Annotated in this window: 19 protein-coding genes and 1 riboswitch; of the genes, 10 read left to right on the top strand and 9 right to left on the bottom strand. The window is 42.7% G+C overall.

Annotation, left to right across the window (positions count from 1 at the left end; all coding sequences use genetic code 11):
- Positions 1–47: 47 nt before the first annotated feature.
- The 8 genes from EIM92_RS21395 to EIM92_RS21425 all read left to right on the top strand — a co-directional run bounded on the left by EIM92_RS21395 (position 48) and on the right by EIM92_RS21425 (position 9,983).
- The gene (locus EIM92_RS21395) at positions 48–2,396 is read left to right on the top strand and encodes an AraC family transcriptional regulator (RefSeq protein ID WP_125085309.1); all 2,349 of its coding nucleotides are present in this window, start codon (positions 48–50) and stop codon (positions 2,394–2,396) included.
- Positions 2,397–2,500: 104 nt separating this feature from the next.
- Positions 2,501–3,496, top strand: a complete 996-nt coding sequence (locus EIM92_RS21400) for a LacI family DNA-binding transcriptional regulator (protein WP_125084571.1) — start codon at positions 2,501–2,503, stop codon at positions 3,494–3,496.
- Positions 3,497–3,627: 131 nt separating this feature from the next.
- Positions 3,628–5,040: a tagaturonate reductase gene (locus EIM92_RS21405; RefSeq protein WP_125084572.1), complete on the top strand. Its 1,413-nt coding sequence runs from the start codon at positions 3,628–3,630 to the stop codon at positions 5,038–5,040.
- 14 nt (positions 5,041–5,054) lie between these two features.
- Positions 5,055–6,542, top strand: a complete 1,488-nt coding sequence (locus EIM92_RS21410; RefSeq protein ID WP_125084573.1) for a UxaA family hydrolase — start codon at positions 5,055–5,057, stop codon at positions 6,540–6,542.
- Positions 6,543–6,590: 48 nt separating this feature from the next.
- Positions 6,591–7,991, top strand: coding sequence for a glucuronate isomerase (uxaC, locus tag EIM92_RS21415; protein ID WP_125084574.1), 1,401 nt, complete (start codon positions 6,591–6,593; stop codon positions 7,989–7,991).
- Between the two features lie 14 nt (positions 7,992–8,005).
- Positions 8,006–8,440 (top strand): prolyl oligopeptidase family serine peptidase, encoded by a 435-nt coding sequence (locus tag EIM92_RS24380; RefSeq protein ID WP_246021101.1) that lies wholly within the window; start codon positions 8,006–8,008, stop codon positions 8,438–8,440.
- On the top strand, positions 8,440–9,144 hold the full coding sequence (locus EIM92_RS24385) for a rhamnogalacturonan acetylesterase (RefSeq protein WP_246021103.1): 705 nt from the start codon (positions 8,440–8,442) through the stop codon (positions 9,142–9,144). The genes EIM92_RS24380 and EIM92_RS24385 overlap by 1 nt, the downstream gene beginning before the upstream one ends.
- Complete coding sequence (locus EIM92_RS21425; RefSeq protein ID WP_125084575.1) at positions 9,141–9,983, top strand: sugar phosphate isomerase/epimerase family protein; 843 nt, start codon at positions 9,141–9,143, stop codon at positions 9,981–9,983. The genes EIM92_RS24385 and EIM92_RS21425 overlap by 4 nt, the downstream gene beginning before the upstream one ends.
- A 293-nt stretch (positions 9,984–10,276) precedes the next feature.
- Here the strand turns inward: EIM92_RS21425 and EIM92_RS21435 are convergent, their stop codons facing one another.
- From EIM92_RS21435 to EIM92_RS21470, 8 genes are all read right to left on the bottom strand, one after another.
- Complete coding sequence (locus EIM92_RS21435; protein ID WP_164515171.1) at positions 10,277–11,986, bottom strand: ABC transporter ATP-binding protein; 1,710 nt, start codon at positions 11,984–11,986, stop codon at positions 10,277–10,279.
- A gap of 676 nt (positions 11,987–12,662) precedes the next feature.
- Positions 12,663–14,087, bottom strand: a complete 1,425-nt coding sequence (locus EIM92_RS21440; RefSeq protein WP_125084577.1) for an ABC transporter substrate-binding protein — start codon at positions 14,085–14,087, stop codon at positions 12,663–12,665.
- A 32-nt stretch (positions 14,088–14,119) separates the two neighbouring features.
- On the bottom strand, positions 14,120–15,583 hold the full coding sequence (locus EIM92_RS21445) for an ABC transporter substrate-binding protein (protein WP_164515172.1): 1,464 nt from the start codon (positions 15,581–15,583) through the stop codon (positions 14,120–14,122).
- 136 nt (positions 15,584–15,719) lie between these two features.
- Complete coding sequence (locus tag EIM92_RS21450) at positions 15,720–15,938, bottom strand: hypothetical protein (RefSeq protein ID WP_125084579.1); 219 nt, start codon at positions 15,936–15,938, stop codon at positions 15,720–15,722.
- Positions 15,939–16,110: 172 nt separating this feature from the next.
- Positions 16,111–17,676, bottom strand: coding sequence for a radical SAM protein (locus tag EIM92_RS21455; protein ID WP_125084580.1), 1,566 nt, complete (start codon positions 17,674–17,676; stop codon positions 16,111–16,113).
- Between the two features lie 24 nt (positions 17,677–17,700).
- Positions 17,701–19,287 carry a radical SAM protein gene (locus EIM92_RS21460; RefSeq protein ID WP_125084581.1) on the bottom strand — a complete coding sequence of 529 codons (1,587 nt, stop codon included), beginning with the start codon at positions 19,285–19,287 and terminating at the stop codon, positions 17,701–17,703.
- Positions 19,288–20,419: 1,132 nt separating this feature from the next.
- Positions 20,420–21,394 carry a DUF6612 family protein gene (locus EIM92_RS21465; protein ID WP_125084582.1) on the bottom strand — a complete coding sequence of 325 codons (975 nt, stop codon included), beginning with the start codon at positions 21,392–21,394 and terminating at the stop codon, positions 20,420–20,422.
- A gap of 319 nt (positions 21,395–21,713) precedes the next feature.
- Positions 21,714–22,700: a DMT family transporter gene (locus tag EIM92_RS21470; protein ID WP_125084583.1), complete on the bottom strand. Its 987-nt coding sequence runs from the start codon at positions 22,698–22,700 to the stop codon at positions 21,714–21,716.
- A 127-nt stretch (positions 22,701–22,827) separates the two neighbouring features.
- Positions 22,828–22,981, bottom strand: a riboswitch (FMN riboswitch).
- Between the two features lie 323 nt (positions 22,982–23,304).
- On the opposite strand from EIM92_RS21470, the gene EIM92_RS21475 reads away from it, so the two are divergent.
- Complete coding sequence (locus tag EIM92_RS21475; RefSeq protein WP_246021104.1) at positions 23,305–24,057, top strand: ABC transporter ATP-binding protein; 753 nt, start codon at positions 23,305–23,307, stop codon at positions 24,055–24,057.
- Complete coding sequence (locus EIM92_RS21480) at positions 24,045–24,797, top strand: ABC transporter permease (protein WP_125084585.1); 753 nt, start codon at positions 24,045–24,047, stop codon at positions 24,795–24,797. Before EIM92_RS21475 ends, EIM92_RS21480 begins: the two co-directional genes overlap by 13 nt.
- A 69-nt stretch (positions 24,798–24,866) precedes the next feature.
- On the opposite strand, the gene EIM92_RS21485 is transcribed toward EIM92_RS21480, so the two are convergent.
- Positions 24,867–25,727, bottom strand: a complete 861-nt coding sequence (locus EIM92_RS21485) for a MetQ/NlpA family ABC transporter substrate-binding protein (protein WP_125084586.1) — start codon at positions 25,725–25,727, stop codon at positions 24,867–24,869.
- Positions 25,728–25,761: the final 34 nt, after the last annotated feature.

Genomic DNA, 25,761 nt, shown 5'->3' on the forward strand with positions numbered 1-25,761 from the left:
ATGCGGTTACGCTGATTACTTCTACACAAGCAGAGGTGCTGAGTTCTGTGAGACCATTAAGTTTCTTGAGTAAACTGACTATTTTCGCCTTTGTGATTGGTACGCTTCCCGTCGTGTTTATCGGTTCATTCTCATATTTGACATCTTCCAATGAAATCCAAAAAAATGTGAACAAAAGTAAAATGGAGCTTATCCTGCAAATCAACTCCAATGTAGAGCATAAATTAACAACAGTCAATCAAACTTTAAACCAAGTTGTCAACTCAAGTGTATTAAAAAGAGCACTGGACAATCCGTTAAATGAGAGCGATTTCATTTTGTATAACGATTTAAGAAACGAAATCCGCAACATGCAATCTTTTGATACGAAGCTGGAGGACGTCGTTTTGTTAAACCAGAGAAAGAACTGGATGATCAAAAATTCCGGATTATATCGCCTGGATCAATATAAAAATTATGAGCAGCTTACGAATTTGATCAACACTTCGGATAATACATCCTGGGTACTAACCCCCTCCGCCTGGTTCTATAGTGAGGAGAGCTCGAACGTCACCGATTGCGATTACAGCATAAGCCTGATCAAGAGGCTTCCTACTTCCAAGCTGCATAAGTACGGACTGGCCATGGCGAACATACCGGCTTGCAGCCTAAACGATTTCATCAATTCGGAAATAGAGCCTTTCGACAGCATTATGATTCTTGATGAGCATCACCGAATCCTGCTTCATCCGGATAGTTCGATGATTGGCAAGCCAGTTTATGAAAGCGGATTCTCTGATGCTTCGACAATTTCTGATTCTCCCACACCTTCAGGACAATTCAAGACGCTCATCGATAAAAAGGATTATGCGGTTACCTATTTGAAATCGCCAATGAACGGCTGGGTTTATTTATCGGTGACATCCATCGAGAGCATGACCAAGGAATCGAATAAAATTGGTACATACACATTATACGTCTGTTTACTTATGCTGCTGCTGTCCATTTTGACAGCATGGATCGGTTCGCGCCGCATGTACTCGCCGATTGAAAGATTGCTCAACCAGATGGGACAACGTAAAGCAGATATCAAATCCAAGCATTCCAATGAATTTCAACTAATTGGCGAGCATGTCCAGCATCTCTTCCAATCGAAATCCCAGCTTGAGAAGGAAGTCCGCCAGCATATTCAACAGGTGCGTACTTTTTTTCTGATCAAGGCGTTCAATGGGCACCTCAAAAAAAGAGAGTTCATCGAGGAGCTTGAGCAATTTGGTTATCTCACTCAAGTCGAAGAGTGGCGAACGATGGCTGTACTGACGCTGTCTATTGATTTCTGCGACGATTCTGACTATGAGAAGAAGGATCTGAACCTGTTATTATTTGCCGCCCATAATATGATTGAGGAGCTGGTCTCCCCTGAGCAGCGGCTTGCCCCGGTCATAATTGATCAAACGGTCGTTACACTGATCGGCAGTACGGATGCGGATGAGGTGTCTTTTCACAAAACGCTCTATTCGCTAACGGAAAATCTTCAACAGGAAATCAACAATTACTTGAAGCTGCAGGTCAGCATCGGTCTTAGCCTGTCCTTCCAATCCGTGCATAGAATATCAACCGCCTATCGGGAAAGCCTCGAAGCATTGAAGCATCGGATCAAGCTCGGCAAAGGCGTAATTATTCAGTATGAGAACATTAACTCGGGTAAACATTATTTGAATTTAAACTATCCGACGCATAAGGAAAATGATTTGATGGACGCGATTAAGCTGGCCGAAACCGATAAAGCGAAAGAGCTTGTTCACCAATTGTTCAAGTCTATCTTTGCGCTGGAGCTTACTCCGCAGGAATATCAGATTCCCTTGACCCGTTTGCTAAATAATTTGCTAATTATGATGCAGGAGTCAGGAATTAGCCTAAACCAGATTTATCATGCGAACGGCTCTTTGTTTGAAGAGATGCTTGATCTGCATACGGTTACAGAGATCGAGGATTGGTTCTGGAGCGTCGTCATCCACCCGATGATCAAAATATTTAACAGCAGGCAAAATGCCCAATATCACAATATTTCCGAAAAGATTATCGACCTGGTGCAGAACTATTACGATACGGATCTTACGTTGGAAGAGTGCGCTTCAAGACTTCATTACAACGCCAACTATATCAGCAGCATTTTCCGTAAAGAAACACAATATAACTTTAGTGAATATTTGACGATGTATCGGTTCAAAATGGCAAAAAGATGGCTGGAAGAGACAGATATGCCGGTCAAGGATATTGCCGCCAAGCTAAGATATAACAATTCACAGAACTTTATCAGATCATTCCGTAAGCAAGAAGGAATGACACCAGGCCAATATCGCGAATGCCATACCGTGTCCAAAAAGCCGAGTTCAGGATTCGACGAAACAATGTAGACGTATTTTTCACGTGTGCATTCCATAAAATGCTTGATTTATCTGGTATAAGGATATACAATGAAATCGTTAACAATTACTAAGTTTCTAAATAGTGAGGTTCTATGATAACGATTAAAGATATTGCAAAAGTCGCTGGCGTATCCCATACAACGGTTTCCCGGGCGCTCAACGGCAACCCGCTGATCAAGAAGGAGACTCGGGATCGCATTGAGAGAATCGCCGCGGAACTCAATTATGTACCGAATTACAACGCCAAGAGCCTGGTGATGAAGAAGTCCTATACGATCGGCTTATTCTTCTCCAGCATCGACCAAGGAACCTCAGCCAGTTTTCTCGTGGAGGTCATCAAAGGAATAAACCATGTGCTCGATGAAAACTACAACCTATCCGTAAATGGGATTGACAGCATTCACAATCTGGATAATATCATCCCCCAACGATTTGACGGCATTCTGGTGATGAGCCAAAGCGATGCAGACAATGCTTTTATTTATCACGTGAAAAAGATGGGGATTCCTTTGGTCGTTCTGAATCGTCAATTGGAAGACCCAAGTATTATGAACGTCATTGCGAATGATCGCGAAGGGGTTAAAGAAGCTATTGATCATGCGATTTCTCAAGGTCACCGCAAACTTGCCATGATTGAAGGCAAGACGGGCTTCAAATCCTCCACCGAGCGTAAACAAGGCTTCCTGGACAGCATGCTGGGACATGGACTGCCGCTGATATCGGATTATTTCGTTACCGGTGATTACAGCATCGAGAGCGGCTATACGGCGATGTCTCAATTGCTAGCTTTGCCTGAACCGCCTACTCTCGTGTTTTGCGGCAACGATGATATGGCCATCGGTGCGATGAATGCTTGTTTTGCTGAGTCTGTGACTATCCCTGATAAGTTGTCCCTTATCGGATTCGATGATATCGTCTTTGCCCGCTATACGAATCCTGCATTAACGACCGTTCGCAGACCCATTTCAGATATTAGCGAGCTTGGAACCCAAAAACTGATCGAACTGATGCAGCATCCAGATCGCAAGCCAGAGCAATTATTCGTCAAGACGACCTTAATGGTTCGTCAAACCGTAGCCAAAATTTAAACTTATCATTCATTCTAGCGGCGTGAGGTAACACATATCTATTTAAAAAAAAGAGATTTCTCTTTTTTTAAATAAAATTGTTAACGTGTGCATTATGACGTTAATCACAAAAAAGGAGACTGCGATTCATTATGACACAACAACAACTTTCCAGAGCAACTTTTCCTGACTTACCCGTCTACCCCGAAAAAATGATTCAGTTCGGCGAAGGCAACTTTATGCGCGCATTCGTGGATTGGCAGCTGCAGCAAATGAATAATAAAGGACTGTTCCAGGGTAGCGCTGTCCTGGTGCAGCCGATCGAGCAAGGCCTCGGCGACATGTTAGCCAAGCAGGATTACCTTTATACCGTACTGTTAAACGGCATTATGCAGCAGCAAACCGTAAATGACCATGAGATTATTACCAGCGTGAGCCGTGTCATTAATCCTTATTCCGATTACGAAGGCTATCTCGCATTAGCCGAAAACGATGAGCTAGAATTCATCACATCCAACACTACGGAAGCCGGGATCGCCTATCGTCCTGAAGACCGGCTTGCCGACGCTCCGCCAAAGAGCTTCCCTGGTAAATTGACGGCGCTCCTCCACAGACGTTTTCAGTTAGGCAAAAAGGGATTCACCATCATCCCTTGCGAACTGATCGACCGCAACGGCGAGAAACTGAAAGAAGTCGTGCTGCAATACGCGAATGATTGGCTGCTCGGTGAAGCTTTCGTTCAGTGGCTGGAGCAAGAGAATACCTTCTGCTGCAGCTTGGTTGACCGCATCGTGCCGGGCTACCCGCGCGACAAAGCACAAGCTCTGGCAGAGGAACTGGGCTATCAGGATAATTTGATGGTTACGGCAGAGCCTTTCCTCTTCTGGGTCATTGAAGGGCCCGCATCCCTGTCTGATCGTCTGCCGCTCGCCAAAGCGGGATTGAACGTCGTTGTCACGGAGGATATGACACCTTACCGGGAGCGCAAGGTTCATCTGTTGAATGGTCCGCATACCGCGATGGTGCCTCTAGCCCTGCTAGCTGGATTAGAAACCGTTGAAGACGTCATGAACGATGCTACTTACTCCGTATTCGTAAAGAAATTGATCGAAGAAGAGTTAATTCCTATGCTCGATCTGCCTAGAGAAGAATTGCAATCCTATGCGGAAGCTGTCCAGGAACGCTTTAAAAATCCGTTTATCCGTCATGAACTGACTTCGATTTCTTTAAACAGTATTTCTAAATTCAAAACGAGATTATTGCCTGTTTTGCTTCGTTACCAGCGGGAAAAGGGAGTTCTCCCTAAGCTTACTACCCTTGCCTTTGCTGCTCTACTGCTCAGCTATCGCGGGGACAAAATCGAGCGCCAGGACGGCGCAGAAGTCATTACTGTATTTGATGAGGCCTGGAGCCGTCCAGACGAGTTCGTGGGAGTGATTCTGAAGGATGCGAGCTTATGGGGCGAAGATTTGACCCATGTTCCGAATCTTGTGCAAGCCATCGAAGGTTATTTACATCAGCTAGAGGCATCTGGCAGCCGCGCTGCTCTACAACAATTGATTTAGGAGAGATGATGAGTATGCAAAGATTAACGAAGATGAATCCCCGCGATACTGTAGCCGTAGCCTTAAGGCCGATTAACGCAGGGGAAGAGCTGAATTTCGACAATCAGGTTCTAAAAGCGCTCGAGGATATTCCCCAAGGCCATAAAATTGCCTTAATCCATTTCGAGCCTAACGACGTAGTAACCAAGTACGGCTACCCTATTGGACACGCCACCTCCGCCATTCAGCGCGGTGGATGGGTGCATACACATAATTTGGCGACGAACCTGGAGGGCGAAGAGAAATATGAATATGTTCCCGACCTCCACCCGGTAACATACCCTAAGCGCGATCTGACCTTCCAAGGTTATCGCCGCAAAAACGGAAAAGTCGGCATCCGGAACGATCTTTTCATCGTTCCTACGGTAGGATGCGTCAATGGAGTCGCCGAGCTCATGATTAAAGAATTCAAAGCGATCCATCCTGATCTTGGTAGCTTTGATAATATTACCGTGCTGAAGCATCCCTACGGCTGTTCACAGCTCGGGGACGATCACCGCATGACGCGCAGTATTCTGATGGATGCAGTCAATCATCCGAACGCCGGTGGCGTACTTGTCTTCGGCTTAGGCTGTGAGAACAATATCGTTGCTGAATTCCGCAGCATGCTGGGCGACCACGACGAAGAGCGCGTGAAGTTTCTCGTGGCGCAGGAAGTCGGAAACGAAGTCGAAGCTGGATTGGCCTTGCTGGAAGAGCTCTATGTCGCAGCACAAAATGATCGACGGGAACCCATTCCGATCAGCGAGCTGAACGTAGGCCTGAAATGCGGGGGATCCGACGGTTTCTCTGGAATTACCGCGAACCCGCTGTTGGGAGCCTTCTCTGACTTCTTAATCTCCCAGGGTGGAACCTCCGTACTAACGGAAGTTCCCGAAATGTTCGGCGCGGAGAAAATGCTTATGGCCCGTGCGGAAAACGAAAAGGTATTCGAGGATATCGTACACTTGATCAACGACTTCAAGCAGTACTTCCTATCTCACGGGGAATCGGTCTATGAGAATCCTTCCCCGGGCAACAAAGCTGGCGGCATCAGCACACTGGAGGATAAATCGCTTGGCTGTACCCAAAAGGCCGGAACCGCTGCGGTCGTCGATGTATTGCAGTACGGTGAGAAGCTGCGCAAAAAAGGGCTTAGCCTTCTACAAGCACCGGGCAATGACCTAGTCGCCTCCTCGGCTCTCGCCGCTTCCGACTGCCATTTAGTTCTGTTTACGACAGGCCGTGGAACACCGTTCGGCAGCTTCGTACCAACAGTTAAGATTGCAACAAACAATGATATATATAACAACAAAAAGCATTGGATGGATTTCAATGCCGGCCCTCTACTCGATACGCCGATGGATCAGGTTCTTGAGGAATTCATTGATTATGTAATTTCTGTAGCGAGCGGCCAGCAAACTCGCAATGAGCAAAATGAAGTTCGCGAGCTGGCTATTTTCAAGACCGGAGTTACGCTGTAAAAATGGACTTATAGGATATCTCGAATAACCATAAAGGAGCCAAACGGTATGTTTCTAAACGACAACTTTCTGTTAACGACGGATATGGCCGAGTCGCTGTTCCATGATTATGCCGACAATATGCCCATCATCGATTATCATTGCCACCTCGATCCAAAGGAAATCTACGAAAATAAAAATTTTAAAAATATTACCGAAGCGTGGTTGTATGGGGATCACTACAAATGGCGTTTGATGCGTGCAAACGGCGTACCGGAATCCCACATCACAGGCGATGCATCCGACTACGACAAATTTCTGGCCTGGGCAAGAACGGTGCCTAAAACGATCGGCAACCCGCTGTTCAGTTGGACTCACTTAGAGCTTCGCCGTTTCTTTGGCATCGATGAGCTGTTGAATGAAGAGTCTGCACCGCGTATATGGGAAAAAGCGAACGAAAAGCTAGCTTCTCCGGAATTCCGACGCCGCAGCCTCATCAAAAAATCCAAGGTAAAGATCATTTGTACGACTGACGATCCCGTCGACTCCCTAGAATATCATCAGGCACTGCTTAAAGAAGAACAAGACTTTCAAGTGTTTCCGACATTCCGCCCAGACAAGGCGCTTAACATTGACGCTCCTAGCTTTAAGGATTGGATTGGACGATTACAGCAGGCCGCTGGCAGTTCGGTAACCTCGTATGCGGAGCTTGTAGCTGCGCTGAAGAATCGAGTGCTGTTCTTCCATGAGCATGGCTGCCGCCTGTCGGATCATGCCCTTGATATGCTTCGTTACCAAGCCGGGGAGGCAAGTGCAGTAGAACGGATTTTTGCTAAAAGACTGGCTGGGGACGATCTTTCGCAGGAAGAAGTAACGATTTACCGTACGGAGCTACTATCCGCATTGATCGGTATGTATCATGAGATGGATTGGACGATGCAGCTTCACATTCACGCCTACAGAAACAACAATACGCCAATGTTCAACAAGCTAGGGCCAGATACCGGTTATGACGGGATTAACGACCTGTCGCTAACAGAATCGCTCTCACAATTGCTGGATCGCGCGGAAAGCACCCAGGGATTGCCAAAGACGATCCTGTATTCCTTGAATCCGAACGACTACCCCGCCATCCTGGCTCTGATGGGCTGCTATCAGAAAGATACCCCAGGCAAGCTGCAGTTGGGATCAGGCTGGTGGTATAACGATACTCGGAGCGGAATGCGCCATCAACTGACGATGTTTGCTGACAACAGCGTACTGGCCAACTTCGTTGGAATGCTTACGGATTCGCGAAGCTTCCTCTCGTATACGCGCCACGAGTATTTCCGCCGCGTCTTGTGCGAATTGATCGGCGAATGGGTAGAGCGCGGTGAAGCTCCGAATGACGCTATGCTGCTCGGGAAACTGGTCGAAGACATTTCCTATAACAATGCAGCAAACTACTTTGGCTTTAGTACTGGCCAGTAAGGGAGACAGCGCTCATGTTACTAGTTTGTGAGAACAACGAGCAGCTGACGAAAGAGGAAGGAAGGTTTCCTGCGGAAACCTCCCTCCTCTTTCTCTATCCTGTCATCTCACTGCATTCACCCCATAATCATAAAGGAAGCCGCGATCATTTTCTAGGAGCCAATCCTGATACGAAAGTGGTGGATGCCTGGTCATCTGATCAACAGGTTACTGCCGATACTCCGCCGACCTTTATTTGGACGACCGCCGATGATTCCGTAGTGCCTGTAGAGAATAGTCTGCTATTTGCAGCCGCCCTATCCCGTAACAAAATCCCATTTGAACTGCATGTGTTCGAAGAGGGACGTCACGGGCTCGGCCTCTCTGACGACCACGCACACGTCAGGCAGTGGCTAACGCTCGCCGAAAGTTGGCTAACCCAACATCACTACGTAAAGAAGGGATCTTGATGTCAATGAGCCATAATTTGTTTATTGCCGGGGATTCCACAGCAGCACTTAAAGGAGCCGCTGAGAAACCGATGACAGGCTGGGGCGAATATTTGCAGGATTATTTTCAGTCATCTATCCACGTAGACAACCGAGCGATTAATGGACGCAGCACGAAATCATTCCTTGCAGAAGGACGGCTGACTGCCATTGAACAGGATTTTCGCATAGGCGACTATCTGTTCATCCAGTTCGGACACAATGACGGAAAAGTGGAAAATCCGAACCGCTATGCCGCTCCCAAGCAGGAGTATCGCCAGAACTTGAAGCGCTTCATTGATTCTGCCCGCGAGCGCGGCGGATATCCCGTGCTGCTAACTTCGGTGAGCCGCCGTCGTTTCCTGGAAGACAGCTCGCTTGATCCTCTTGCGGTAGGGGAATATCCTGCAGCGATGAGGGAGGTCGCCGCCGAGACGCGCACACCGCTGCTTGATATTTTTACAGCCTCGCAGCAGCTTTACCAATCATTCGGTGCCGACAAATCAAAGCGACTATTCATGCATTTGCCAGAGAAGGCCCATCCGAATTACCCGGCCGGTATCACCGACGACACTCATTTCTCAGACGAAGGAGCACGGCAGATCGCCAAGCTTGTAGTACTAGCCCTCCAGCATTCCGCTGAACTATCTGCTCTAAAGCAGCATTTAAAAGGAGAGATCATATGACGGTTCCATTTCATCTCGGGGTTCGCGCCCATGATTTCGGGCAAGTTCCATTGGAAGATCTTATTCAGAAGCTGCAGCAATATGAGTTCTCACATATCCAATTTGCCATCAAAAAATCTTTCCCGGAAAGCGCTCCGAGCCTCTCCGCGTTAAGCCCAGGTACAGCAACCTACTACGGAAATGCCTTTCGGCGGGCAGGCATTCAAATTGCCGTGCTTGGCTGCTATGTCAATATTGTCGCACCCAGCCCGGTGGAGGAAGCTCAGGCTCTGGCTGATTTCAAAACCAATCTCCGTTTGGCGAGAGATTTTGGCGCCAGCCTCGTAGGGACAGAGACGGGTAGCGTCGGCAAAGGCTACACGACCGACAACTTCACCGAGGAAGCCTTCCAGAGAGTCATCCCTGCGGTGAGCGAGATGGTTGCTGAAGCCGAACGCTTTGGTGTCACGGTTGGAATCGAAGCGGGAATCAATCATCCGCTCCATACTGCACCATTGGCCCGGCGCTTGCTGGATGCAATTCCTTCGAATAACCTGCAGATCATTCTTGACTGCGCGAACCTGATGTCGCCTGACAACTATTTGCGGCAGGATGAAGTCGTCGCTGAAGCATTCGAGCTTCTTGGGAATCGCATAGCTATTATCCATTTGAAGGATTTCATCGTAAAGGACGGAAAAATCCAGATGACACCCGTAGGCAAGGGCTGGCTCAAGTTCGAGCCGATTCTCCGATATATGAAATATGAACGGCCTCATCTTCAGGGGATTTTGGAGAGTACAACCGAGCCTGACCTGGCGGGTAGCGTTGAGTTTTTGCGGCGATTGTACGAGGAAGTGTGAGCAGATGAACTAAAGTACCAGTATTCAACTTCTATTGAACATATTTGAACAATGCCATGGTTGGCGAGTAATGGTGTTAAGAACGTCAAATCCCCGGTTCAGCCTGCGTTAGCAGGAAGCGGTACCGGGGATTTTTGTTGGGACTTTTCTCCATATTCCTAGGTTTCATAGGTTTCCTGAGTACATTCAGTTGGAGCCTACTGGGCTCTATTTTACAAAAAGTCATTCTCCACTACAGACACCGTTTAATCTGAATATGACGGGAGCAGCGCATTGTTTCCATTCAGGCCCTGTTAGTTTAAACGAGGCTGTAGTAAATGTAACTCGATTTCGTTAGCTTCTATTCTTTTGTTCATTACACAACATTCAATAACCGGAACATTAAACTTTAAATTTTCATGAGTAGCCAATAAAACAATAGTATTTTCTGAAATCTCTTCAATCACCCTTAATACCTCTTCAATATTCTTTTGATCAATAGCTGAAGTAATTTCATCAAATAAATAAACATCGGGATTACTTACAATTGCTCTCGCAAAGCATATCCGCTGTATTTGTCCCCCAGAAAAGTTTAAACCCTCTTCATTAATCACAGTATCGTATTGATTTGGTAAACTTATGATTAATTCATGTAGATTTAAACGTTTGCATACATTTTCTATAGTTTCCAAGGGTACATCTCTGTATAACGATATATTTTCTTTTATAGAAATTGAAAATACATAGTGGTCTTGTGTGACATAGCTTACTTTATTTCTTAGGTTTTCTTCACTATAACATTTCAATTCTATGCCATTAATTAATATTTCCCCACTATAATCATCAACTAAGTTTGATAATATATTTAATAAAGATGTTTTTCCCGAGCCACTTGAACCTTTAATAAGATATATATTGTTTTTATAGAAATTTATATTCATATCTTTAAAAACTTCTATGTTACTTTGTGTAGTGTAAGCTAGATTTTTAATTTCTATTTTTTCAATCTTGTCATTTCTTACTACATTATTGACAAACTCAATATTTCCTACACTTTCATTTTCAGATTCTACTATCTCACTTACCCTACGTAACGAAACAGATACTTGTTGTATCTTAGAGTTAAGACTTGACAATAGTAATAAGACACCTTTAAATCTATCTGAATATTCATTAAATGCTGTCATCATTCCCAAACTAAGTCTTCCGTTAAATATCAGAAATATTGCTAAAATTATATTCAAATTGTTTATCAAAAACGATACAGCACTAATGAGAACTTGGGTTACTAATTGAACATTAAACTTCTCAATATTCTTTTCATTAATATCCATAACATTCTTTTTAAACATTTCATTCCACTTGTTTTCAGCCTTAAATATTTTTATTGATTTCAATCCTGATAAGGACTCATATAAGAAAGACATAAAAGAATCATGCATTTTTGTATACTCAATCTCTTTTGATTTGATTAATCTTCCGGAATATATATATATCATAAATGTAATAGGAAATGTCACTATGGTTACAAGTGTTAGTAATGGACTTATATATACCATAAATATTAAAGAAAACAGCATACTAAGCGTCTGAACTACTAGATTCATATTATCAAAAAGAATTGAAGAGAAAATTGTCGAATCACTTTCGATGTTATTAACTAATCTCCCCTTATCAATTTTACTGACCCTAGAATAAGACTTTTCTAAAATTGAGCTAAACAACTCTTCTTTGATATTGAGTTCGACAGAATAACTAAGCTTAATAATCATTTTTTGATTTTTGTATTCTAGAACAGCAGAAACTACAAAACATAAAAACATATAAAATAAATTCATTTTTATTGTATAAAATGATTTACTTACTATACCATTAATTATGTTTCCAAAGAATAGAGGGAATGTTAATGATAAAACATTTGACATTATCATGATGAATAATATTAATAATATTGATTTTTTAGGCATATTTAACTTTTTTATAGTTCTAAAAAATAGCACAAAATCTTTTTCATAGTCTTTCATTGTGCTACTTCCCTCCATCTTACACAGTATCAGCAAATTAATCCGTAAAAATGTGTAAATTAAGTAGCTTTTTCTAGAATATCAACATGATTCTGGTATAACCAATCCCCTCGGAACCAAGTTATTTAAGCAAGGTGACGGAATAAGTGAGGCAGATCGAACAGTCAGAAGAACACTAAGGTTATCATAATGATTCTTATCATCACCAACTGCATTGCGTATTGGAACGATACACTATAGTGTTCCTCATGTTCGCGACGATAAATTTTCGTCAGAATTTTTCATGCATTATCAACACAGTGAACAAGCACTTTGTATCAGACGACAGAGAAGTTTTGTGTAAATGTGGGAAGATTGAAGTGTTCGCAATTGTGGCCTTAACGATTTGGATTAATGTGAAAAAATAGATAACGTGAAGTGCTAAGCTTGTTGCTAAGCATTATCGTGTCAGATGGAGTTCTTCAATCGACTCAAACAACGTGTCTTCATGGAGCGATGAAAAAATGAGCTGCATAAAATGACTGGGTATCTCGATTGGCGTAAAAAAGTAAGCCAAATGTCGCTGTCAAGTAACTCGAATTATGTAACAGAATCTAGCTGAGGGAAATTACAATAATTTAGAACTTGATCGTACCAGCTAAAGTTTTCGGCTAGTTTGAGTAAAACTAACTTTTTATCAGCTGGCTCCATTAATATAGTTTTCTTTTACAACTTGATCAAGCATCGCTTGTGCTTCTGATCTTACTATAGCTAATGCTTCATCAAGGTTTTTTTGTTCTTTTTGCACAAGTTCTAGTTCTCGACTTAATATGCTAGAAAAATCATTGAAGAACTGATCAGGTAACTTGTACCAATCGTCACTACGTCTTAACAATTTTAATCTTAATTGATAGAATGGCTCTATGCTGGTTCCTTTATATTCAGTCATATATCCTGTTCTACTTAATAACAGTTGCTGAGCTAACAACAATTCATTAGCTTGAGAACTAGCAAGGGCGTAATCTTCACCACACACATACTTAATAAATTCCCATGCCGTATCTTGATGGGCAGATGAATTATTAATAGCGAATATATCACCTGGAGTCATAGCATAAGACGATGTACGATCAAGGGGATCGACAGGGCCAGCTATAATACCCAGTTCAAAAGGTATCACATCTTTTATTTCCTGCCTATAATGATCAATAAGCGCTAGCGACATTACAGAGCCAATATGCATAGCAGAACGCCCCATGAGAAATCGTTGACTGTCATAAAACTCCTCATTCGTTCCATTAATGAATAATTCATCCATAGAATTAAAGATAGCTCCCGATTGATCTGCATCGATAGCGGTCTGAATCACTTTCTTCCATGCATCTGTATCAATGGTCACCTGCATCGTATTGGTATTCACGATCGATAACCCTTCAGCCCGGCTCATTTTGTCAATCAGTGTAACTAGATCCATGGGGGCTTCATACACATCTCCACCGGTATATCCATAAATTCGTGTCTGTTTATCCCCTTCAGTAGGAAAACGACGGGTGAGATCAATAATGTCGTACCAACTCATTCCATCATATGGGAACTCTACACTATATTTCTTAAACAGATCTTTATTAAAAAATATAGCACTGCTTGTGAACGTTGGGGCAAGACCATACAATCTACCATCGCCTATTTCCCTAAGTTGATTAACGAGGCCTGGAACGAATCCTTCCAGATCATAGCCATCTCTAGTAGTTAGCGAATCAAGTTCAGAAAGAATCCCATCATTAATATGATTCTCAAACTCATGAGCACTCAATATAAAAATATCTGGCTGTTCCTCACGAATAAACTGTGCATATACCTCTTCCTTTGTCTTGTCCCCCATATCCCTGTAAATGTCTGCATGTTCGATCACTTCCAATCGGATATGATTATTAAGCGCTGTGAACCAATCTCCATAAAGCCGGTGGAATAATTCCGAATTCTGATAGACGACCTTAAGCGTGGTTGTCTCTTTATTTTCCTTTGGTTCAATAGGCTCCTGAAATCTACTAGAGCAACCTACCGCAACCAGGCAACTAATTACAAACATCGTGATTACTTGAAACCATGTCTTGTTCATCATCGACTCCTATCTCTGCTCAACATACAGCATAGTCATTTAAATGGTACTTTCCTGAAATTATCCCAATTGATTGTCATATCTGTTACCATTCCATGATCAGGCTCTTCCCGCCCATTTTCTTGGTGAACTTTCCTGGCAAGCATTGCTTCATCTAAGGCAACTTGCGCATCTCGTTGAATCGTCTGTAGTGCTTCATCAAACGATTTTCGAGACTTCTCTACTTGATTCAATTCACGATACGTAATCTCCTCATATTTTTCATAGAATTCATCCGGAATAATCTCTTTAGGATCATCAACGTATCCCCCCTGCTGCACTGAGGTTAAGTGGTAGAATCCATCTAGGTTAATCCCATAATAATCGCTTGTTTGACCCATGCGTGAAGGTATTCCATGATCAGGTCTTTTCGCCAATTTGCTTGCTACCTCATTACCTTGCATAAACTTCAATAATTCCCAAGCAGCATCTACATTGGAGGAATTGGCACGAATCGCATATATATAATCATTACTCAAGTTCAGATCTCTTGTTATTTCTCGGTTTGACGCGTCCGTTGGACCAACCACCATCCCTACTCGAAATGGTTTAACCTCAGATTTACCACTTTTTATATAATCAAGCACACTATATGCCCAGCTTGGTTCATGAGCGATCAACATCGCTTGCTGCCCCTTAGCAAACAGTTGCTGTGCATCAAAATCTTCGTCCGAATTATATCCTCTCACATTGATGGCATTCGTAGATAATGCTTCTTGAGCTTGTTGATACGCTTGCTTCCAGCCTTCAGTATCCATTGTAACTTGCATCGTATCAAGGTTAATTGCTCTTAATCCCGTAGATAAACCGATCATCAAACCTAACTCTCTTAGAGGATTTTCTTTGTTTAGTCCAAAACACGTAAATCCGCCATATATCCTAGATTGCTCATCTCCATCGCTTGGAAATAGCCTTGCTAAATCTATCAATTCTTGCCAATTCATCCCGTCACGTGGTGGCTCAATTCCATATTGATCAAACAAATCAATATTATAATAGATGACTTGGCGTTGAAATGTGGGCGCAAAACCATAGAGCCTTCCATCCCCTTGATCCCGCAGAAATCTGGTAATTGAAGGATAAATCGTGTCGATATTGTAATAATCCCGCACCACTAACGATTCAAGATCTAACAAGAACCCTGCTTCCGATAAACGATTGTAATCATAAGTACTCAGTTGAAGGACATCCAGTTGTTTTTCTTCTATAGACTGTTGAAGAGCTTGCACATAATTTGAATCATTCTTTTCAAGCTCAATATTTTTCGGTTCAACAAGCTGAATCTTAATTGAATCGTTCTGGGTATGGAACATATCACCGTAAAGAGTATTAAATTCTTTTTTATCGCGACTCATCACCTTTAACTTTGAAGTATTCCCCGTCGGCAAGCTTGTACAACCTGCCAATCCAATTATAAGTGAACCTATAAGTAGCAAAGATATGAAATTGAACTTACCCAAACTTATTCCCCCTTTTTCGGAACCATAATCCAACTTTCCCATAAAGCTCTGAAATACGGTCACATGCGAATGTGCGAAAATTGATTAAAAAGGTAAGCTAATTTACCACACCTTCAACTTTACGGGAAAGTTAAAATCAAATTACCATGCAGCCTTTGGTTATAATTTTACCAAAAGCTCTTACTACTTCCACTAGAGGAATTAGCGCTTTTGTTGTCTGCAGTTGACGACGACCCTTTGCAGTCACATTGGCAACCGCAGCTTCCAAGGCAAAGAAAAGAACTTTTAGCTTCAGCACTGCCTGAACTGCAGGTACAACCCGACATCGGCGTGAAAACATTTTCTGTTTTTCCAAATGGATTAACAATCTTCATACATCATTCTCCTCTACCTGAATTATAGTAATCATACCGATTTTACGTGGTAGCTTCGCACATCCGCATGTCACTATACTGATAATTAATCCACGTAAGTTCGGCTATATTAAAGGAAGTTCACTTCCCTTAATACCTAGTTAATGTCTTGCCCTAATATATTTCATTTAAATGCGCTAACGACTCGGGATTCTTCTCTAATATCTCATGATATAATGCCAATCTTTGCTCAACTTTGACTCTGTGCTCCAAACATTGTTTGTGTCTGTATGACATATTAATACCATCACGATCATAGCATTGCTTGTAACATAGACTACACATATTAACAGCCCAACAGTCATTACAATATTCTATTGCTTCTTCCATATAGTCAGTAATATAGTGCTTATTAATCTTTTCATAATTTAAGCCTTCATTTACTGTCCCGATAAAAGGTGATGGACCCATACGTTCACATAATGCGAGCTCACCGTTTACTGTAATATATATTCTCCCCACTCCCGGCGTACAGCATCCATTCATAGAGAATTGTTGATTAGGTTCGTTTAAGAGCATTCTATTGTGTATACTAGCTAAAGCTTTATCCAAATAATTTTTTGATATGAGTTTTTCTTTGTCAAAATCATTGATTCCAGAGTATAAATTATGCACACTCCATTTTATTAAAGGATCTATTCTCTGTCTTATCTTCTCACTTACTTTTCTATCTCCCTCTGTACCAACTCCTAAGTAACTAGTTTTTTCAGGAGGATTAAGTTGATAGGATGTTGATATGCTAGATCCAGTCGGTATATGCTCAGAATTCCTAAAGAACTGTTGTATTTTTTCCAACGTCTCTACACTTGTATCCGTTAAAACTATGTTATAGTTAATGTTATCTGCAGCTTTTTCACCCTCAGCTTTCACTAACCTTTTCAAACCTCTCATGACCATTTGGAATGAGCCGTTCCCATTACAAAAGACCCTATTTTGATTATGTATCCATTCCGGCCCATCTAGGCTAATTAATGTAGCATGATGCTCCAAAGACGCCCAATATTCAGCTATTTCCTCAGTAATCAGCGTTGCATTCGTCGTCATATTATAAAACACTTTTTTGTTGCTAAGCTTTTTTTTGCTATACTCTATTGTTTCCCTCATAATATCAAAACGAAGTAAAGGTTCCCCGCCACAAAAAGTGATATAAACATCTTCTTGGATTGATCTTGACAATATATCTACTGCCTTCTTCGCAGTATCCAAATCAATATCTTTAGTTCCAAACGTGCGGAATCCACTTTCCCCTTCATGATAAATGCAATAGTCACACCTTAAATTACAACGTTCTGTTATCTCTAGTGAAATTATTTTAGTCTGATTACTCGGGGCATCACGATGACTTAACATCTTCTTAATTGGTGGCATTTGTAGTATGTTCTCATTGATTACTGCTTCCTCTATCTCTTGTAAGCCATTCAACAAGTGCTCATAAGGCATCCCTAATTGTAGTAATCGTTCAAATTCATCGGTATTCCATAAACAATCTAATATACGATAGGTGTTTTCATTTACCATGAGCACTTTTCCAGTACCAGAGTCAAGAAAGTAGTTATTTTCTGAAGTCTTAAAAGGCTTCCCAAGTCGGGAAAATCTAAGATCTTTCTTCAAATTAATAAATAGATCTTTAAACCTAAGAACTTCATTCAATTTCTTTGCTGTTTCTACTGAGTTATTCAAGCCATCCCCTCCAAACTAAATGCCTTATTCATAAGTAATTTCGTTTAGATGAGCCAAGGACTCCGGATTTTTTTCCAACATTTCATGATATAATACCAGTGCCTGCTCAGTATGAACCCTGTTTATTACGCACAATTCATGCCGAAAAGACATATCAATACCATCACGATCGTAACACTGAATGTAACATAAACTACACATGTTAACAGCCCAACAATCATTACAATATTTCGTTGCTTCATTCATAAAATCAATAATGTAATGTTTATTAATTTTCTCATAGTCGATGCCTTCATTTACTGTCCCGATAAAAGGTGATGGTCCTATCTTTTCGCAAATTGCAAGGTCGCCATCTACCGTTATATATAATCTCCGTCCCCCAGGTATACAACAACCATTCATCGCAAATGCTTGAGTAGGCTCGCCTAAAAGCATTCTATTGTGTATTCTAGCTAAAGCTTTATCATATGAATCTTTTGATATTAGTGAATTATTATCACTCTCACCAGAGTTTAATTTTCCTCGACTCCAGTTTGTTAATGGATCGAACCCCTCCATTATTGACTCACATAATCGTCTGTCTTCCTCTGTACCAACTCCTAAGTAACTCAACTTTTTAGGAGGGGTATTAATATAGGAGGCAGAGATTCTTGCCCCAGCTGGTATATATCCCGAATTCCTAAAAAAATGTTGTATTTCATCCAACGTTTCTACTCTTGCATCGGATAAGACGATGTTATAACTAATATTGGCCGCAGATTTAACACCCTCAGCTTCCACCAATCTCTTTATCCCCCGCATAACCGATATAAAAGATCCTGTCCCAGTAGAGTAGACTCTATTTTTATCATGTATCCATTCCGGTCCATCTAAACTAACTAATGTAGAATGATGCTCCAAAGATGCCCAATATTTAGCTATTTCCTCAGTGATCAGCGTTGCATTTGTTGTCATATTATAAAACACTTTTTTATTATGAAGCTTTTTTTTGCTATACTCTATTGTTTCCCTCATGATATCAAATCGTAGTAAAGGTTCCCCGCCGTAAAAGGTAATATAAACTTCTTCTTTCGTTGACTCCGATAATATATCCACAGCTTTTTTACATGTATCCAAATCAATATCTCTATATCCAAATGAACGGAATCCAGCCTCCCCTTCATGATAAATGCAATATTTGCACCTTAAGTTACAACGTTCTGTCATCTCTAATGTAATATGTTCGGTTTGAACATTGGGAGAATCCTTATCGTAAAAAACTTCACCATCAAAGCTATACATCTTCTCAACTGGCGGCATCTGTAATATATTCTCATTTTTCACAGCTTCCTGTATTTCTTTTAAGCTTTTTAACAATTCTTCAGAAGACATCACTAACTCAAACAAACATTCAAATTCATCAGTATTCCATAAACATTCTAATACACGATAGGTGTTTTCATTGATCATAAATACTTTTCCAGTGCCGGAATCAAGAAAGTAATTACAATTTAAAGTTCTGAATGGTTTACCTAGTCTAGAAAATCTAAACCCGTTCTTCAAACTAACAAATAGCTCCTTAAACTTATGAATTTCATTGTGATTTTCTGTTACCTTAACTAAGTTACTCATCAAAATTCCTCCTTTATATCATACATCCAAGCTATCCTCTGCACTCATCTATAGATTATCTAGTTATCACAAATTCTATAGTTTTGTAAATAAAGAAATTAAGATGTAAATAGCATTAATCATGTTTAATAATTAGGAGATAATATAATTTCTGACTAGTTAAGTGATAAAATTCACAATTGTTTACATTTTATATAACATTGATACTTCTATTTACTACAGTAACCTATTTATGGGTAAAATGGTATCTTTTTTTCTATAATTATTTAATTTAAGATAGGACTGGCCGAACGGAAGTTCGAGGATAGACGCCAGCGATATGCATCTCAGAAAAAAAGAAAGAACACGAAGCATACGCACTTGGTTCAGTAGTCAGGAAACAACCGTGTGAGCACTGATTGTTATACTTTATAATTGATAAATAATCTGTTCCCCTTCGGAGCAACGTGGCTTTAATGCCGACAATGCTTAATGCACAGATGAAAAAGATAGGCTGTGTATCAATATGTAACTGATTAAATCTGGAAGAGTTTTAAGCGTTTTGTTGAAATCCTTTTCCGTTCTTTTTGAGAATTTGAAGTGTTGCTACGCAATGACACTGACAACCACCTTGCTTCTATCCAAATACTTGTGTTTGGAATCCAGTAGTAATTGCGCTTCTCCTAGCAAGCATCACAATCTCATCAGCATAGCAGGTGACCATCACTCCTCACCTTTCCGTCTCCTGATCTCATTCAAATTTCTATTGGCTAATAGCGGGGACAACAACCTCCTCTGGGGTGAGCCTTCTTTCATTGGTCAGCAACTGCAACCATGCTCTTCTCGGACCGAAGTTACGGCTACCGCCCGCCAGCTACCATCTAATTTAGGATTTCCTTGCGTCGAACCAGGTTTTGTCTATTCCTCTCTGGATGCGTTGCAGAAGTCATCTCTGTTTTTCGCAACCATGGCGGCGTCATCTCCAAGGTCATCCGTCTTAACCTAGCGTCGTGGAACGAGAAGGACATGCAAGAGTGCACATCATTAAAAATTGAATAAAATAGGGTTGTTGGTATTAAGTAGTAATTTGAATAAAAGAGCAATTAAGAAACTACATTAAGGAGATAGCTAGAGAGTGACAGCCCCTTTCTGTTTATTCAAGCTCCAATACTTCCTGGGGCACTTTAATTTGTTTGATTTTGTTATAGTTAGAAAACTTGCTCCTCGCCTCGCTTTCAATGGAGACCTTGCTGCCAGACACATTCCTATCCATATCCAAAGATAAACTGATTTCAACAGGATAATACGTATCCTTGTGAACGGTGAACACGATGTTCGCTTTCCTGAAGCTTACCTCGGAGTTATTCTCCATTAACAGCTCTCCGCGATCATTCGTCTGATTCCGGTAACTGTCGGCGAATTTCAGCAGCTGGTTGTTGTCTAATTTGGCCCGGATGACATAATGCTCTCCTTCTTCATGGACTTCCAGTGCTTCTAGGACGGATTGATAAGGCTTCAGCTGCCGCTCAGGATTGCCCCCTTCCCTCATGGCTGGCATTGCTTTGCCGCTCAGTTCTTCATTCATCTTCATCCAGTTTCCAAAATTCATATAGATGGCATCTTCCGTCACATATTGCTCCAGATCCATATCCATTTCCGTATCCTTGTCCCCAGTCCCCATCTTAGCTTTAGACTTTGCGTACATCTGGAATGGCTCTTTGATGACCTCGCTACTTGCCACCGTATCAATGATTTGCTCCGTGGGAGTGTTCGAAATATTACTTATAATACGCTGATATGAATCCTCTTCGACCGAAAAGCTCTTCAGCTGTTTTCCTGCCACAATAATCCGATCAATGAGTTCTCCGGCGTCCGGCAACTCCGAATTTTCACTCGACTTTGTCGAAGTGTCTGTGCCTGTGTCGGTTTCCGCTTTAATTTTTCCCTCAAAACCGTTAGCTGCATCGTTAGCTACACCGTTGGTCGTTGTGTTTGCACTAGAGCCTACAGTTTTATTTGCAGCAAAATTCCCTTCAATGATAGAAGTCGGTTTCGCTGCACAACCCGCAAGCAAGCCAACCACCAATAGAGCTGTTAAGATAATCGCCCATGCCGCTCTATTTATCAAAGTACGTCTCCTCCTTTATCCATCGTTGAATTCGATCCTATATTAATTTACATATCTATAACAAAGTAACGAACCCCCTAATAATTGTCAATAACAAAAAAGAACGTCATTTACCTCCGCCATGCTCATTATCGCCCCCCACATATAGAACATCTGTTAACGCAATCGCCTCATTTACTTTTACTATTAATATAAATTTCATTCCCTGAATCCTAACGCAAAAAAAGGCCAGCAAGCTTCTTCTCTAAGGAAGATAAAACCGCTGACCTTGTTAACTTTATTGCCATATTATATTCGGAACTTATGATGGTTGAACCACTTAATTTTTTACAGGCTTAAGCGCCACTTCAGGCGTTTCCTGAGATTGCCGGGAAATAATGAACAGTGTCATCCATATCAGCATAAACCCGAAAGCCTGTGCCAGTGTTATCATCTCCTGGAAGGCAATCCAGTTAATAAGCACGCCCACCATCGGGAAGCTCAGCTCTGCAAGAGTTGCTACGGATGCTTTGGTCGTAGTTAAACCTTTATAATAAACCAACAAGCTAAGCAAGCCTGGCAGTAGCGCTTGACCGAGCAAATTCAAGGATACGGCAGCAAAAGCACCTGACTCGGTAGGAATATTCCAAGCCGCCCCTTCATTCCAGGTAATCGCGAATAACAGAGGCAGGGCCAGTAAAAAACGAAGCGAGGTTACTGTCTCATATTTCATCTGACCTACCATGAGACGCCCCATTACCGTAGAGCCGCCCCATAAAGCCGCAGCACCAAGCGATAACAAGCTGCCCACATGAACGATTTCGCTCCAATGCCCGATCGGCAGCGTAAAGCCGAAGGTGAGAAGATAAGTGCCTGCCAGAGCCAGAATAATCAGCCAAGAGAAGTGGCGCGGCAGCCGCTCCTTAAGAAGCATTCTTGCCAGTACAATAGCGAACAGCGGTTGGAGCTTCTGCAGCAACAGAACAGCATTTGGATTGCCGTTAACAAGTCCCATCGTGAACAGAATGGTAGCGACGGCCGATCCCCCCCACGAAATAAAGAGAAGGGCTCCAGCCTGCTTCCAGCCCAGGCCACGCAGCTCCTGCCGATTTTTCCACATAACTGGAATGGCGATAAACGCGATAATAATATGCTCCAGCAGCACGATTTGTGCGGATGTGAGTGACTTAAGCAGGATGATGCGAAATAGCGGGTCAGCCCCCCAAAGAGCAGCGCCCAGAACGACCAACCAGAATCCACTTTTAGAGCGGGTCGCTTGCAGCGGTTGCGAAGGTTTGATTTTGACTCCTACAGATACATTTTCCATGATGTTCTCCTTACCTTGAATACGGAGTCTTATACGTAGAATACCCCCGTCATCGACAACGTCGACCAATACGGGGGCTGATCAAATAAGCTTGCCTGGACACAACTCATCCACCAGCAGGCTTACCCTTGATCTTCTCCCATCCGGACTTTACCGTCGGCTCTGGATTTACACCAGATCAGTCGCAGTCTAGTTTCAGATTGCGAGTCGCGGGCTGAAGGCCGTTCAAGGAACGGACTATCACCGCCGGTCAGGAATTTCACCTTACCCCGAAGATCCATATTCAAATTTTGTATTTTATGAAGCAGTGTTGTTATTACTTTAAATTTAGATTACTACAAATTAATGATCATTCCTGTGAAGGAAGTCACATTTGAAACCATATTATGATTTGTTTCATGCAATTTCATTTCACTTTCATCATTATAGCATCTTTCACCGCTGATGTAATCCTCTTGTTTATTCCGCACTTACTTTCTATGCTCATATCCCAAGTAAGGTTATGAACGATGTAATAAACAAATTGCCACTGGGTTCTAATCCCAGAGGAGGTTTGCTAGAATGAACTATATAAATTCCCATGAAAAAAGAGGTGCCTTTTATCTTGCCTAAGCTCCTTGAGCTCGAACAATTGAAGAAGAGCCACAGCGATTCGCCCGAGGCTCTTCTATTTAACAATGTAAGCGCGACATTATCTCGCCATGATCGGGTTGCGCTGCTTGGCACCTCCGGCCAAGGAAAAAGTACCTTGCTGCGGATTTTATCCCTGCTGGACATTGCCGACGAAGGAGATATCCGTCTAGAAGGCGTATCTTCAAAGCAATTCGAACCTATCGAGTGGCGCAAGAACGTCTGTTATGTAGCCCAACAAGCGGTCATGCTGCCTGGCAGCGTTGAGGATAATTTACGAACAGTTCATCAGCTTCATCAGACTCCTTATGACGATCAGCTTGTGAACAAGCTTCTAGCGCAAGTCGGCCTTGACGCCATCGATTTAAGCAAGAATGCGGCGGATTTATCCGGTGGAGAAAAACAGCGCGTAGCCTTGATCCGTTCCTTATTATTGCGCCCAAAGATACTTTTGTTAGATGAAATTACAGCTTCACTGGATCAAAGCAATGCTAAGCGGGTTGAAGACATGCTCCAAGAATGGCATCGCCAAGAAGGCACTAGCATGATTTGGGTAACACATCAGTTAGAGCAGGCAGGTAGAATCAGCGATTATGTCTGGTTTATGGGCAATAACACATTACTGGAGAAAACATCGACGGATCAATTCTTTGAGCAGCCCGAATCAGAGCTTGCTCGCCGCTTCCTTCAACAACCGGTGGGTAGGAGGGAATTATGTCTCTCTTAGCACTTAGCTTCACGATTATATTCATTATGGTCACGATGCTGATCTCCGTATGGCAGAAGCTCGACCTTGAAAAAGATATCGCTATTGGCACGATCCGGGCTGCCGCGCAGCTGCTGCTGGTCGGTTACGTTCTTCAGTTTGTGTTTCACAGCAATCATCCGCTGTTTATAATAGCCATTGTCCTGTTCATGATTATTATCGCTTCAAGAAATGCAGCTAAACGGGGAAAAGGCCTGAAGGGAATCTGGTGGAGAGTGGCCGTAGCCATTACAACAACGGAATTATTAATGATGGGTCTGCTACTGGGACTGAACATTATCGAGCCCACCCCCCAGTATATTATCCCGATTAGCGGGATGACGATTGGCAACGCGATGGTCGTGGCCGGCTTGTTCCTGAACCAATTCAAGCGCGACGTCCATGCTTCACGTGGGGAGATCGAGACCTTGCTGTCCCTCGGAGCAACCGCCCGCCGATCGGTTCAGGATGTCATGAAGCGCTCCGTGAAATCAAGCATGATCCCGACGATTGACGGAATGAAGACCGTTGGACTCGTTCAGCTTCCGGGCATGATGACCGGCATGATTATCGCCGGAGCCAATCCGGTTGAAGCGGTGCGGTATCAAATCCTAATTGTGTTTGCCTTCACCAGTTCCGCCGCCATTACTAGTATTCTGCTTAGTACGCTTAGCTACCGTCAGTGGTTTACCAGGGATTTGCGCCTGCAGCAAATTGATTAACAGTAGAAGCACATAAGAATCCGGGCTCCTCCTATTTGGAGAAGACCCGGATTCTGTTTATAACTATAATTATTCAAAAGCCGGTATGGCGATTTCATCATAATTATCTTGCAGGAACTGCTTCACCTCAGGACCGGTCATTACCTTAGCTAGCTTCTGCACCGCTTCGGCATCCTTGTTATCTTCACGCGCTACCAACGTAATCGCAAAGTCGGCTTCCGCCGTCTCGGTCAACAGCGCATCCTTCTTCGGCGTTAGACCAAGCGGGCTTGCATAGGCCGGCGTCATCAGTACCAGATCTGCATCGTCCAGCATCCGTGCTAGCATGAGCAGGTCTACTTCCTCGAATTTGTAGTTTTTTTCGTTTTCGATAATATCGGCCTGTGTCGCATGAATACCTGCGCCTTCCTTCAGCTTGATAATTCCGGCCTTATCCAGCATATCCAGCGAACGCCCGATGTTCGATGGGTCGTTCGCAATGGCGATCACCGCGCCATCCGGCAGCTCCTCCATTGCCTTGTAGCGCTTAGAGTAGGCACCGTATACGGCATGGTAGATCGGCTGAACGGCTACCAGATTGGCGTTTTTATTCTCATTGTACTGCTCCATATAAGGGACGTGCTGAAAGAAGTTCACATCCACTTCCTTATTCGCCAGTGCATCGTTTGGCTGAATGTTATCGGACAATACAACAAGCTCCAAATTAACGCCTTCCTCTTTCAGCAGCGGCTGAACAAGCTCTAGAATCTCAGTCATCGGCGGAATTAAAGTAGCTATTTTCAACGTGACCGCTTCCTGCTCCTGAGACTCCGTTTGAGCCTCTGGCTGATTTTGCGGGGACTCATTGTTAACCGTGCTGTTCGCGGCCTGATTGCCGCAGCCAGTTACGAAGAGCAAAAGCAGTGAGAACGTAAGTATCCATTTTTTCATCGTATGTTTCCCTCCAGATATATCTTTAAGTATT

The organism is Paenibacillus lentus, assembly GCF_003931855.1.
GTDB lineage: Bacteria > Bacillota > Bacilli > Paenibacillales > Paenibacillaceae > Fontibacillus > Fontibacillus lentus.

Bases quoted from the DNA above. Each gene is read 5' to 3' on its own strand.
- EIM92_RS21400 (WP_125084571.1), top strand. From the start codon at position 2,501: ATGATAACGATTAAAGATATTGCAAAAGTCGCTGGCGTATCCCATACA.
- EIM92_RS21405 (WP_125084572.1), top strand. From the start codon at position 3,628: ATGACACAACAACAACTTTCCAGAGCAACTTTTCCTGACTTACCCGTC.
- EIM92_RS21410 (WP_125084573.1), top strand. From the start codon at position 5,055: ATGCAAAGATTAACGAAGATGAATCCCCGCGATACTGTAGCCGTAGCC.
- uxaC (WP_125084574.1), top strand. From the start codon at position 6,591: ATGTTTCTAAACGACAACTTTCTGTTAACGACGGATATGGCCGAGTCG.
- EIM92_RS24380 (WP_246021101.1), top strand. From the start codon at position 8,006: ATGTTACTAGTTTGTGAGAACAACGAGCAGCTGACGAAAGAGGAAGGA.
- EIM92_RS24385 (WP_246021103.1), top strand. From the start codon at position 8,440: ATGTCAATGAGCCATAATTTGTTTATTGCCGGGGATTCCACAGCAGCA.
- EIM92_RS21425 (WP_125084575.1), top strand. From the start codon at position 9,141: ATGACGGTTCCATTTCATCTCGGGGTTCGCGCCCATGATTTCGGGCAA.
- EIM92_RS21435 (WP_164515171.1), bottom strand. From the start codon at position 11,986: ATGAAAGACTATGAAAAAGATTTTGTGCTATTTTTTAGAACTATAAAA.
- EIM92_RS21440 (WP_125084577.1), bottom strand. From the start codon at position 14,087: ATGATGAACAAGACATGGTTTCAAGTAATCACGATGTTTGTAATTAGT.
- EIM92_RS21460 (WP_125084581.1), bottom strand. From the start codon at position 19,287: ATGAGTAACTTAGTTAAGGTAACAGAAAATCACAATGAAATTCATAAG.
- EIM92_RS21470 (WP_125084583.1), bottom strand. From the start codon at position 22,700: ATGGAAAATGTATCTGTAGGAGTCAAAATCAAACCTTCGCAACCGCTG.
- EIM92_RS21480 (WP_125084585.1), top strand. From the start codon at position 24,045: ATGTCTCTCTTAGCACTTAGCTTCACGATTATATTCATTATGGTCACG.
- EIM92_RS21485 (WP_125084586.1), bottom strand. From the start codon at position 25,727: ATGAAAAAATGGATACTTACGTTCTCACTGCTTTTGCTCTTCGTAACT.